The organism is Paraburkholderia sp. BL18I3N2 (assembly GCF_003001875.1).
GTDB lineage: Bacteria > Pseudomonadota > Gammaproteobacteria > Burkholderiales > Burkholderiaceae > Paraburkholderia > Paraburkholderia phytofirmans.
The window spans coordinates 736,665-748,955 of sequence record NZ_PVNC01000001.1; the positions used below are offsets into that span (position 1 = coordinate 736,665).

11 protein-coding genes are annotated in these 12,291 nt (G+C 63.0%); 10 read left to right on the forward strand and 1 reads right to left on the reverse strand.

The window, feature by feature from the left end; translation table 11 throughout:
* The first annotated feature begins 49 nt into the window (after positions 1-49).
* Entirely contained in the window at positions 50-1,237 is a 1,188-nt protein-coding gene (locus tag B0G75_RS03385; protein WP_106300606.1) for a class I SAM-dependent methyltransferase, read from the forward strand.
* Positions 1,238-1,303: 66 nt separating this feature from the next.
* A complete protein-coding gene (wecB, locus tag B0G75_RS03390) occupies positions 1,304-2,407 on the forward strand; it encodes a non-hydrolyzing UDP-N-acetylglucosamine 2-epimerase (protein WP_106300608.1) in 1,104 nt (367 codons plus the stop codon).
* 50 nt (positions 2,408-2,457) lie between these two features.
* On the opposite strand, the gene B0G75_RS03395 is transcribed toward wecB, so the two are convergent.
* The gene (locus B0G75_RS03395; protein WP_106300610.1) at positions 2,458-3,156 is read right to left on the reverse strand and encodes a TetR family transcriptional regulator; all 699 of its coding nucleotides are present in this window, start codon (positions 3,154-3,156) and stop codon (positions 2,458-2,460) included.
* Positions 3,157-3,541: 385 nt separating this feature from the next.
* On the opposite strand from B0G75_RS03395, the gene B0G75_RS03400 reads away from it, so the two are divergent.
* The 8 genes from B0G75_RS03400 (at position 3,542) to B0G75_RS03435 (ending at position 12,271) form a co-directional block, all read left to right on the forward strand.
* A complete protein-coding gene (locus tag B0G75_RS03400) occupies positions 3,542-5,146 on the forward strand; it encodes a 6-hydroxynicotinate reductase (RefSeq protein ID WP_106300612.1) in 1,605 nt (534 codons plus the stop codon).
* Between the two features lie 52 nt (positions 5,147-5,198).
* A complete protein-coding gene (locus tag B0G75_RS03405; protein WP_106300614.1) occupies positions 5,199-6,137 on the forward strand; it encodes a UPF0280 family protein in 939 nt (312 codons plus the stop codon).
* On the forward strand, positions 6,113-6,703 hold the full coding sequence (locus B0G75_RS03410) for an amino acid synthesis family protein (protein WP_012426218.1): 591 nt from the start codon (positions 6,113-6,115) through the stop codon (positions 6,701-6,703). Before B0G75_RS03405 ends, B0G75_RS03410 begins: the two co-directional genes overlap by 25 nt.
* A 73-nt stretch (positions 6,704-6,776) precedes the next feature.
* The gene (locus B0G75_RS03415; RefSeq protein ID WP_106300616.1) at positions 6,777-7,361 is read left to right on the forward strand and encodes an amino acid synthesis family protein; all 585 of its coding nucleotides are present in this window, start codon (positions 6,777-6,779) and stop codon (positions 7,359-7,361) included.
* 175 nt (positions 7,362-7,536) lie between these two features.
* Positions 7,537-9,477 carry an ABC transporter permease gene (locus B0G75_RS03420; RefSeq protein ID WP_106301840.1) on the forward strand — a complete coding sequence of 647 codons (1,941 nt, stop codon included), beginning with the start codon at positions 7,537-7,539 and terminating at the stop codon, positions 9,475-9,477.
* Positions 9,474-10,283, forward strand: coding sequence for an ABC transporter ATP-binding protein (locus B0G75_RS03425; protein WP_106300618.1), 810 nt, complete (start codon positions 9,474-9,476; stop codon positions 10,281-10,283). The genes B0G75_RS03420 and B0G75_RS03425 overlap by 4 nt, the downstream gene beginning before the upstream one ends.
* Positions 10,280-10,993, forward strand: coding sequence for an ABC transporter ATP-binding protein (locus tag B0G75_RS03430; RefSeq protein ID WP_106300620.1), 714 nt, complete (start codon positions 10,280-10,282; stop codon positions 10,991-10,993). Before B0G75_RS03425 ends, B0G75_RS03430 begins: the two co-directional genes overlap by 4 nt.
* A 78-nt stretch (positions 10,994-11,071) precedes the next feature.
* Positions 11,072-12,271, forward strand: a complete 1,200-nt coding sequence (locus B0G75_RS03435; RefSeq protein WP_106300622.1) for an amidohydrolase family protein — start codon at positions 11,072-11,074, stop codon at positions 12,269-12,271.
* Positions 12,272-12,291 lie beyond the last annotated feature (20 nt).

Below are 12,291 nucleotides of genomic sequence, written 5' to 3' on the forward strand. Positions count from 1 at the left end.
TCGCGAACGCCCGCGCATTCAATGGAATGCGCAGACCAACAGGCCTTGTATGACCGACATCAACTCGAAGCAATACTGGGACCATCGTTTCTCGACGGACTGGGTGTCTGCCGGCGGACATGGGCAAACGCGATTTTTCGCGACGCTTGCGGCCAAGCTGATGCCGGACTGGTTCAAGGACCTGGTGTTGCGTGAGCAATGGAAGATTTGCGACTGGGGTTGTGCGGAGGGGCAGGGCGTAGACGAACTGAGCAAATGGCTCGGCGTGAACTCCATCACCGGCGTCGATATTTCGGAAGTGGCGATCGAGAAGGCCAAGAACTCTTTTCCGCATAGGCGTTTCAAAGCTCAGTCTCTCGACAACCTGGACGACTACGACGTCATTTTTTCGTCGAATACGCTTGAACATTTCGACAGCCCGTTTGATGTCGTCGCACGCCTCGCCGACCATACGAAGCGTTTTCTGGTTCTGCTTCTGCCGTTTCAGGAATATGACCGGATTCCCGAGCATTTCTTCACGTTCGACCTGGACAACATTCCGGTCTCTCCGGTGCCCGGTTTCGCCGCGGTGGCCTGTCGCGTCGTCGATGCGGCAAAAATCAATATCAACTACTGGAACGGCAAGCAGATATTGGTTGTCTACGCACGGCTCTCGGCGCTCGGACACACCCAGCCCGATCTGCGCAACTTTTTTACTGGCGACGATACCTACGAGGCGTTCGCGCTAGAGCGCAGTCAAAGCATCGCTCGACAGCACGCGTCAGAGAGAGAGCAGTTCGCGGCGCAGCTTGCTCAAAGTCATAGCGAGTACGCCGCAACGACCGCGCGACTCGAATCGACGGAGAAGACGCTGCAGCAAGTATGCGCGGAACTCGATACGGAGAAAGCAGAGCTGAAGCGCTCGCAAGAGACGCTCGCCGAACGGGATCAAGCACTCGACGAATTGAAGCAAGCAATCAGCGAGCGGGAGCAGACAGTCCGCGAACTAACACGAGCAATCACCGAACGCGACCAGACAATGGGCGAAGCGAGCCAGGAATGCCGCGCGCTGTCTGCGGAGGTTGCTTCGCTTCATGCCTGCATCGAAAGATACGAGATCGAAGGCGAACATTGTGCGGCGTTGCTGACCGAAGCCCGAGCGCATGCGGACGCCGTCGAAAGGCAATTGAACACGATGCTGCGCTCGAAGACCTGGCGGCTCAGAAGCGCGATCTGCCGGTTGGTCGGTAGAGCGTGACCATGCAAAGGGCTGCCACCGGATATAGCCGCCTATCCTTTATCAAGTCCAATACCGGAAAACGCCGTGAAAAAACGTAAGATTATCGTCACCATCGGAACGCGTCCTGAAGCGGTGAAAATGGCGCCGCTCGTCAAGCGGCTGCAGCGCGAAGAATGGGCGGACTGCCGCGTGCTGGCAACGGCGCAGCATCGCGGCATGCTCGACCAGGTGTTGCGGCTGTTCGAGATTAAAGCCGATATCGACCTCGATATCATGCAACCCAATCAGTCTCTACCCATGCTGACCTCGCGGCTCATGGTTAGGCTCGACGATGTGCTTGCCGCCGAACAGCCCGACGTGCTGCTCGCGCAAGGCGACACGACTACCGTGCTGACGGCGGCGCTCGCATCGTTTTACCGGCGCGTGCCGGTCGGACATGTCGAAGCGGGATTGAGAACGGGTGATCTTTCAAATCCGTTTCCGGAAGAAATGAATCGTGTGGTCGCGAGCCGGCTGGCGCGCTGGCATTTCGCACCGACGGAGACCGCGAAACAGAATCTCCTCACAGAAGGCATCGATGCAGCGAGCGTGTTCGTCACCGGCAACACGGTCATCGACGCGTTGCTGGACGTGGCCGCGCGGTCCGACGGCGCAACGCCTTTCAAGGGCGATAGCCGGCTGATTCTGGTGACCTCGCACCGTCGCGAGAATTTCGGCGAGGCGTTTCGGAACATCCTTCGAGTAATCAAGACGATCGCCGATAACAATCCCGACGTTCACGTCCTCTATCCTGTTCACCCTAATCCGAACGTGCGTGAGACGGCATATGCCCATCTCGACAACCATCCCCGGATCACGTTGTGCGAACCCCTGGATTACCTGCCGTTCGTTGCGGCGATGAAGCGCGCCTATCTGATCCTGACCGACTCCGGTGGCGTACAGGAAGAGGCGCCGGCGCTCGGCAAACCGGTGCTCGTGCTGCGGCGCGAGACAGAGCGTCCGGAGGCCGTCGCGCACGAGGTCGTCAAGCTCGTGGGCACCGAATACGCCGACATCGTCTCGAACACGCAACGGCTGCTCGACGACCCGGCCGAATACAGGCGTATGGCGCGAGGCGTGTCGCCGTACGGTGACGGCCACGCGTCCGAACGAATCGTAAGCGTATTGAGAGATCATTTTCAGGCGTAGCGTCATCTTGCGACGGAGCGCTCATACCTTGCTATTCCGGCTTGCCTCGTTCAAGGCACGGTGAGCGCCGTTGCATCCGGCTGCACCGGCAAGCTCGAGCGCACCGCGCGCAACACCGTGTCCTTGATAACTTCGCGCCAATGGTCGAGCGACGCCTTGTCCATCAAAGGCTCGCCGAGAAAAGCACCCAACGTGTACTGATTGGCGTTATAGAAATAGCCGAGCGACGCGATCATCAGATAGACGTCGCGCGCTTTGACGTCGGCACGAAAGACGTGCTGTGCCTGACCCGCGTCCAGTAACTTTTGCACTACCGAAATCGCGTAGCCGGAAATCTCCTTCAGCTTCAGCGATTTCTTCGCGTGCTTGCCCTGGTGAAGATTCTCGCTGGAGAGCAGCGTGACGAACTCGGGATGATCGAGGTAATACTGCCAGACGAATTCGACCATCTGTTCGAGTCCGTGCACGGGATCGTCCAGATCGAGATCGAGCTTGCTTTCCGCCTCGTTGAATTGCGTATAGATCGTTTCGAGAACTTCGACGAACAGCTGTTCCTTGCTGCCGAAGTAGTAGTAGATCATGCGGTCGTGCGATCGCGCGGCCTTCGAAATACTTTCCACGCGTCCGCTCGCATAGCCCTGCTTGGCAAAGACCTTGATGGCCGCTTTCAGAATCTTGGCGCGCGTGTCCTGCGCCTGTTTCGCACGGATGCCTGTAGCGCCCGGCTTGCGGGCGGCGGTGGGACTCATGGCGGTCTCGGATCTCTTGTTAGCGTCAGGTTGAACGGCATGCGCCGCGGCCGGCCAGGCGGGCGCGCGCCTTCATCATACAGCCCGCACGGACTGCTGCGGCATGCACTGCACGATCATTCACTTCGGCGTAGATTGAAGCGTCACCAAGCTAGCAACAAAGCGCCGATGTGGCATTGCACCAATCGCGCGCACGCCAGTAAATACGTTGCACAGACTAAATTGATCGAGTAGATTTCTAAGGAGTTTGGTGTAGCGGATACTACACGAACGGTGAGTGACCGCAACATGGAAATCGGCGGATCACGCGAAAGTGCCTGCGAACAGGCACTATTCGCCAGCCGGAGCGGGACCGATTGTAATGTCGTCGTATGGGAACCCCACCATGACAGAACATACGAAGGTCGATTTCGGTGCGGACAGCGTCGACGGCGAAACCGCCTCGACGCCGGGACCGACCGTGCTCGAGAAGGCCGCGCCACGCAGCGAGCGGATGGCGTCGAACAAGATCGAATGCAATGCCTGCCCGGTGCTGTGTCAGATATCCGAGGGGCGCACCGGCGCGTGCGATCGTTATGCGAACGCGGATGGGCGGCTGATTCGCGTCGACCCGGTGGTGTTCCTGTCGCGCGCGTCTTCATCTTCAACGTCCGAGGCGAATGCCGCGATCGAATTCGGTGCATCTTCTGAATCTGAAGTGCACGACTCCGTTGCCGGGCAGGCGTTGTTCGTGACCGGCGTCGGCGCTTCCTCTACCTATCCCGACTACAAGCCCGCGCCTTTTATCGTCGCGTCGAAACTCGACGATGTCGACATGATTACGGTCGTCACCGAAGGCATTTTCAGCTATTGCAGTTTCAAGGTGAAGATCGACACCGACCGCTTCCTCGGGCCGGAGCAATCGAACGTGCGCTGCCACGGCGAAATTGTCGGCCATGTGACGACGGCGGAATACGGCTCGCAGATGCTGAGCCTCGGCGGCGTGCACCATCTCACCGGCGGCAGCAAGAAGGAAGGCCGCGTGACCTGCGACATGATGCTCGCGCTCGGCAACAAGGAAGCGGTGGAGTTGAGCATCGACGGCGGCGCGAGTCTCGTGATTCGCGCGGGCGCGGCGCCGATCGTCGACGGCGTCGAGGAGCAGCGTATGCGGGTGGGCTGCGGCTCGGCGACCATCGGCATCTTCGCGAAGCAATGGTTCGGTCACGCCGACGAAGTGGTGGTCGTCGACGACCACATTACCGGCGTGCTCACCGAACATCAGGCCGGGCGCTGCCTCGGCATGACGCGCTCAGGCGTGAAGATTCGCGGACGCAAGTCGACGCCGGGCCGCTACTTCCAGGTGGCGAATCCGGGCACCGGCTGGGGCGGCACCGACATTCAGGACCCGCTGGCGATTGTCGAGGGCTTCGATCCCGCCGTCGCCAAACCCGGCATGCGCTTATTGATGGTGTCGACCACCGGCGAACACGCGCAGTGGTACGAACTGGATCAGAGCCTCGTGCCGCGCATCGCGGCGATGCCGGATACGGTGCGCCGCACGGTCGAGCGGATCGGCGAGAACTGCGAGCCGTCGCTCGCCACCGTGCTGTTTCTCGGCGGCGCGGGCGGCAGTCTGCGAGCGGGCGCCACGGAGAACCCCGTGCTGCTCACGCGGGCGATCAAACAGAAACTGGTCAACGTGACCTGCGGCGGCGCGCCGGCTTATGTGTGGCCGGGCGGCGGGATCACGGTGATGGTCGACGTTGCGCGCATGCCGGACCGTTCGTTCGGCACGGTGCCGACGCCGGCGATCGTCGCGCCGATCGAATTCACCATGACTTACGACGCGTATCGCGATCTCGGCGGTCATCTCGACGCGGTGCGTTCGTTGGAGAGCGTGCTCGCGAACGGGCCGGAACATACGGAAGGCGCGCCGCGCGCGCGCCGTACGCTGGCGCGCAATCCCGACAACCCGTGGCCGCCCGCCATGCCGCCGATGCTTGGCTGACCGGGCGGGCGCCTCCAGTACACGTGACGCAAAAACCGATGCGACCAAAGCGATGAACCCCACCCGCACCCGACTCGACGCGACCCGCTGGCACTGGCAGCATGGGCCGATCGATCTGATCCTCAGCGCGGACGGCACGCCCCAGGCGGTGCAGGCCGCGTATGAGGCGTGCTGGGCGCGCTTTGTCGATGTGCTTTCAGAACTTGTGGGTGAACTGAAGCAGCTCAAGCAACCTGTTTCATCGCAAGCCGCGCTGTACGACAACGCATTGCAAGGGCCGGTTGCCCGCCGTATGTGGTCGGCCTGCCATCCTCACCGCGCGCGCTACATCACGCCGATGGCCGCGGTCGCGGGCAGCGTGGCCGACGAACTGATCACCGCATTCGCGCGCGAAGGCGTCTCACGCGCCTTCATCAACAACGGCGGCGACATCGCGCTGTATCTGACCGAAGGGCAGCAATACCGCGTCGGCGTGTTCGCGGACCTGGCGTCGTTCTCGGCCGTGCGGCTGTCGCGCGATCACGCGCTCGACGCCAATCTGACGCTCGACGCCAGCCTGGCCGTCCGCGGCATCGCGACGAGCGGCTGGCGTGGCCGCAGCTTCAGCCTCGGTATCGCCGACAGCGTCACCGTGCTCGCGCGCAACGCCGCTGCCGCCGACGCTGCCGCAACCGTAATCGCCAACGCCGTCGATCTGGATCATGAGGGTATTCTGCGGCGTCCGGCTTCGTCGTTGAAAGACGAGAGCGACCTGGGCGACATGCTCGTCACGGTCGACGTGCCGACGTTGCCGCAGCCGCTGATCGATTTCGCGCTGGCACGTGGCGTCGAAGCCGCGCGGCGTTTGCTCGACCAAGGCTTGATCGAAGGCGCCGCGCTTTTTCTGCAAGGACGGGTGCGTGTCGCCGGCATTCATGACACAAGCGGTCTGCTCTCGCAGAGCGCGCAAACTAAAACGGAGGCTCCGTGTTTGAAATACGCCGCGTGCTGACGCACGTCGAAGACATCTTCCACGAGTTCGGCCCCGCGCCCGCGCAGCCGCTCAGGCGCGGCGCGATTGCCGCGGTGATGACGAACCCGTTCGCCGGCCGTTACGAAGCGAAAATCGAGCACGCCATGGAAGCGCTCAAGCCGATCGGCTTCGATATGGCGCAACGGCTGCTGGCGGCGATGGCGGTGCCGCATGCGTCGATCGAGAGTTACGGCAAGGGTGCGATTGTCGGCGCGCGCGGCGAACTCGAGCATGGCGCGTTGTGGCACGTTCCCGGCGGCTATGCGATGCGTGAGTTGCTGGAGAAAAACGGCGTGCCCACCAACGCCATCGTGCCGTCGACTAAGAAAGTCGGCGCGCCGTCCACGGCGCTCGACGTGCCGCTCACACACGTGAATGCGAGTTACGTGCGCAGCCATTTCGATGCGATCGAAGTGCGCGTGCCCGGCGCGCCCGCCGCGGACGAGCTGGTGTATATCCTCGTGATGAGCACGGGGCAGCGCGTGCATGCGCGCGTCGGCGGCCTCGCGAAAGAAGCGATCGTGGGCAAGGACGGTTTGCGCTGAGCAGCGCCTGAATGACGCGCCGCGTTGAAGCATTGAAACGAAGCAGAACAGGCATCGAAACTCGGAGAGCGAAATGGCAATCAAGCTTCGCAAGCTGGTCGTGCAAGTGGATGAAACACGCATTGAAATGGGCCAGGCCGTCGAGCCGCCGGCGCGCCGCGCGGTCGCGATTGCGGTGATCGATAATCCCTACGCCGGCCGCTTCGAGGCCAAACTCGACGCGCTGATCGAAGCCGGCGAAGAGTTGGGCGCGTTGCTCGGCAACAAGTGTGTTCAGGCGCTGGGCATCGCGCCAGGCGAGGCGCAAAGCTATGGCAAGGCCGCCATTGTCGGCGAGGCGGGCGAACTGGAACATGCCGCGGCGATCCTGCATCCCAAGCTCGGCGCGCCGCTGCGGGTCGCGGTCGAAAAAGGCGCGGCGCTGGTGCCGTCGGCGAAGAAGATGGGCACGCTCGGCACGGCGATCGATGTGCCGCTCGGCCATAAAGACGCCGCCTTCGTGCGCAGCCATTTCGATGCGATCGAAGCGCGCGTATCGGACGCTCCTCGCGCGAATGAAATCGTCGTGGCCGTCGCGGTGACGGCGTCGGGGCGGCCGCTGCCGCGCATCGGCGGCTTGCAGGTGAGCGAGATCAAGGGCGAAGACGGTTTGCGCTGAGGAGTTTGCATTCGGCGTTTTCGCCGGCGCCCCAAGGGACTTTCTTCGGGGCGTATTGTATTGTCCTGCCGTTGACGCGTGCGCGCATGGTGCCGCACGCGCTGCAATGTCTGCCGATCGCGTCGAATGCGCCAAAGCCGCGCCTTCGCTATTCGGCAAGCTGCCAAGGGTCGCGATGCTTTCGAATTTGCTGGTACAGCTGGTCAACGGACTCGCCGACGCGTCGACGCTGTTTCTCGTCGCCGCCGGTTTGTCGCTGATCTTCGGCGTGACGCGCATTGTCAACTTTGCGCACGGCTCGTTCTATATGTTCGGCATCTATGTGGCGTACAGCATCGCGAGCCGCTTCGGACACACCGCGGGTGGTTTCTGGCTGTCGGTGCTGGCGGCGGCGCTGGTGGTCGCGGTGCTGGGCGCGCTGGTCGAGATGATCGTTCTGCGGCGCATCTATCAGGCGCCCGAGTTGTTTCATCTGCTCGCCACCTTCGCGCTGGTGCTGATCTTTCGCGATGCCGCGCTGTGGCTGTGGGGTCCGGAAGACCTGTTCGGACCACGCGCGCCGCATCTGGCGGGCGCGGTCGATTTCCTCGGCCATCCGTTGCCGACCTACGACATCGCGTTGATCGTGATCGGGCCGGTGGTGTTGCTGCTGCTCTGGTATGCGCTGACACGCACGCGCTGGGGGACGCTGGTGCGCGCCGCGACGCAGGATCGCGAGATGCTCGGCGCGCTCGGCATCAATCAGGCGTGGCTGTTTACGGGCGTGTTTTTTGTCGGCGCGTTTCTCGCCGGCCTTGGCGGTGCGCTGCAAGGGCCGCGCATGTCGGCGAATCTGTCGCTGGATCTGGAGACGATCGGCAACGCGTTCGTGGTGGTGGTGGTCGGCGGCATGGGCTCGATTCCGGGGGCGTTTATCGCCGCGCTGATCATCGCGGAGATCAAGGCGCTGTGCATCGGCATCGGCCATGTGACGATCTTCGGCGTCGGGCTGTCGTTGAGCCGCTTCACGCTGGTAGCGGAATTCGTGGTGATGGCCGTCGTGCTGGTGGTGCGTCCGTGGGGCTTGCTCGGCCGAGCGAGCGCCGCGGTGCGCGGCATGGCGGCGCCGGAAACGCCTTTGCGCCCTGCGGGCAAACGTCTCAAGGGGCTGGCCGCCATTGCTTTGCTCGTCCTCGTGCTTGCGCCGTTGGCGGCCAACGCGTTTCCGTACATGCCCGTGTTGCTGGTCGAGATCCTGATCTCCGTGCTGTTCGCCACGAGTCTGCATTTCATCATGGGACCGGGCGGCATGCATTCGTTCGGCCACGCTGCGTACTTCGGCTTGGGCGCATATGGCGCCGCGCTGTTCCTCAAAGTGCTGAATCTGCCGATGGAAGCCGCCTTGTTGCTTGGCCCGCTACTGGCGGTCGCCGGCGCGCTGGTGTTCGGCTGGTTCTGCGTGCGCCTCTCCGGCGTGTATCTCGCGATGCTGACGCTAGCGTTCGCGCAGATCGTCTGGTCGGTCGTGTTCCAGTGGGACGACGTGACGGGCGGCAGCAACGGCATTCTCGGTTTGTGGCCGTCGAACTGGTTGTCCTCCCCGGTGGCCTTTTATTACGTGACGCTCGTCTGCGCCGTGATCGGCGTGTGGCTGTTGCGCAAGATGCTGTTCTCGCCGCTGGGTTACGCGATGCGTGCATCGCGTGATTCGGTGCTGCGCGCCGAGGCGATCGGCATCGACGTGAAGCGCGTGCAATGGGCCGCGTTCGTGATCGCGTCGCTGTTCTGCGGGCTCGCCGGTTCGCTGTATGCGTTCTCCAAGGGCACGATTTCTCCGGAAGTGATCAGCGTGAGCCGTTCCGTGGACGGTCTCGTGATGGTGCTGCTCGGCGGCTTGCAGACGCTCACCGGGCCGATCGTGGGCGCGGCTGTGTTCACGTGGTTGCAAGACACGGTCGCGCGTCAGACCGACTATTGGCAGGCGCTGCTGGGCTTCGCGATCCTGCTTCTGGTGATTGCGTTTCCGCAGGGAATCGTCGGCTTCATTCGCGAGCGTTTCGGCGACGACAGTGCCGATCCCGCGGACAAGAGCGCCGTCTCACCTTCCCAACGCGCCGCGATCAAGGAGGGGCTATGAGCTTGCTGCGCGTCTCTGGCCTCTCCAAATCGTTTGGCGGACTCAAGGCGGTGGACGATGTCTCGTTCGATCTCGAAGCCGGCCAATTGCTTGCCTTGCTCGGACCGAACGGCGCGGGCAAGTCGACCTGTTTCAACATGGTCAACGGACAGTTGCCGCCTTCGTCCGGATCGATTCGTCTCGACGGTCAAGAGCTGGTCGGCATGCGTCCCCGCGATATCTGGCGACTGGGCGTAGGCCGTACGTTTCAGATCGCCGCGACTTTCAATTCCATGACCGTGATCGAGAACGTGCAAATGGCGCTGGTCTCGCGCGAACGCAAAACCTTCGGTCTATGGAAACCTGCTGGCGCGCGCTACGCCGATGAAGCCCTCGCGCTGCTCGACCAGGTGGGCATGGCCGCGGACGCGAACCGCGCTTGCGGCGTGCTCGCTTATGGCGACGTGAAGCGCGTCGAACTCGCGATCGCGCTCGCCAACCGCCCGAAGCTGCTGCTGATGGACGAACCCACCGCCGGCATGGCGCCGAAGGAGCGCAACGAACTGATGGCGCTGACCAAACGACTCGTCACCGAACACAAGATCGGCGTGCTGTTCACCGAGCACAGCATGGACGTCGTATTCGCCTACGCCGATCGCCTGATCGTGCTGGCGCGCGGCAAGCTGATCGCCGAAGGCGACGCCGACACGATCCGCAACGACCCGCGCGTCCAGGAAGTCTATTTCGGCACCGGCAAGACCTTCCAGCCGCACGCGCCGCTGCACGACGCAGCGGGCGGCCATCAGGGACAAGGAGCGTTGCAATGAGCGAGCCGATGCTGAAAGTCTCCGGCCTCAACGCGTTCTATGGCCGCGCGCATATCCTGTTCGACGTCGGCCTCGAAGTCGGGCGCGGCGAAGTCGTCGCGCTGATGGGCCGCAACGGCGCGGGCAAATCCACCACGATGAAAGCGGTGATGGGTCTGCTGCCGCGCCGTCAGGGCGAAGTGAATTTTCGCGGGCAGAACATCGCGGCGCTGCCGCCGTACAAGATCGCGCGCATGGGCATGGGCTTCGTGCCCGAGGATCGGCGCGTGTTCGCGGATCTGACCGTGATGGAAAACCTCTCCACGGGCCGCCAGCCGCCGCGCGACGGCGCGCCGCAGTGGACGCCGGAAAAACTGTTCCGGCTCTTTCCCAATCTCGGCGAAATGCCGCAGCGGCCGGGCGGCCAGATGAGCGGCGGCGAGCAGCAGATGCTCACGGTGTCGCGCACGCTGATGGGCAATCCGTATCTGGTGCTGCTCGACGAACCGTCCGAAGGCGTGGCGCCCGTGATCGTCGAACAGATGGCGAACATGATTCTCGAACTCAAGCGCGAAGGGCTGTCGATACTGTTGTCCGAACAGAACTTGCACTTCGCCGAGCTGGTCAGCGACCGCGCGTATGTCCTCGAAAAAGGGCAGATCCGTTTTAGCGGCACGATCGGCGAACTCGCGCAGAACGAAACAGTGAGGCGCGCTTATCTGAGCGTGTGATTTCTTCCATCGGCGCGCGCGAATTGTACGCTGTGGCACTTCGTGCGCGCCGGGCAGTCGTTGCGATAGGAGAGGCAGATGGCAGCAGAGACGTTGACAGGCTTGTCGGGCAAGGTCGCGGTGACCAACATCGGGCTGCTGTTATCGGGCGACATCGATCAGCCGATTCTCGATGCGGACACGCTCCTGATCGACGACGGCGTGATCGTCGCCGTCGGCAAGGAAAAGGATTGCGATCTCGAAGGCGCGCGCACGACGGTGGATTGCAAAGGGACGACGGTCGCGCCCGGTTTGATCGACTCGCATGTGCATCCCGTGTTCGGCGACTGGACGCCGCGTCAGAATCAGATGGGCTGGATCGAGTCGAATCTGAACGGCGGCGTCACCACGATGATTTCCGCCGGTGAAGTGCATTTGCCCGGCCGCCCCAAAGACGTGCTCGGCGTGAAGGCGCTTGCAATGACCGCGCAACGTTCGTTCGAAGGCATGCGGGGCGCCGGTGTCGGCGGCGGCGTGAAGGTGATGGCGGGCGCGCCGGTGATCGAGAAGGGCATGGTCGAAGAGGACTTCAAGGAGCTGTCCGAAGCGGGCGTGAAGCTGCTCGGCGAAGTCGGCCTCGGCAGCGTGAAGGGCGGCGAGGAAGCCGCGCAAATGGTCGCGTGGGCACGCAAGTACGGCATTCAGAGCACGATTCACACGGGCGGTCCGTCCATTCCCGGCTCGGGCCTGATCGATCGCGACGTGGTGCTCGCAGCCGATGCGGACGTGATCGGCCACATCAACGGCGGGCATACGTCGCTCTCATATCGGCATGTTTGCGATCTGTGCGAGCAGTCGAGCCGCGCGCTGGAAATCGTCCACAACGGCAACGAACGGATCGCTTTGCTGACCGCGCGTCATGCGATCGAATTGAAGTGCCCGCACCGGATCATTCTCGGCACCGATAGTCCCGCCGGTTCCGGCGTGCAGCCGCTCGGCATCTTGCGCATGATCGCGCTGATTTCGAGCCTCGCCGACGTGCCCGCCGAAATTGCCTTCTGCTTCGCGACTGGCAACACCGCGCGTCAGCGCAATCTGCGCCAGGGGCTGATCGAAGTGGGCCGTCCCGCCGACCTCGTGTTCATGGATCGCGCACAACATACGGCGGCCGATACGCTGCTCGAAAGCGTGCAGCTCGGCGATATTCCGGGCGTGGGGATGGTGATGATCGACGGTCTGATCCGCTGCCGGCGCAGCCGTAATACGCCGCCGGCTACCGAAGTGCCGGTGGTGCTGTGAGTACGTGTCGCGCAGCCGCT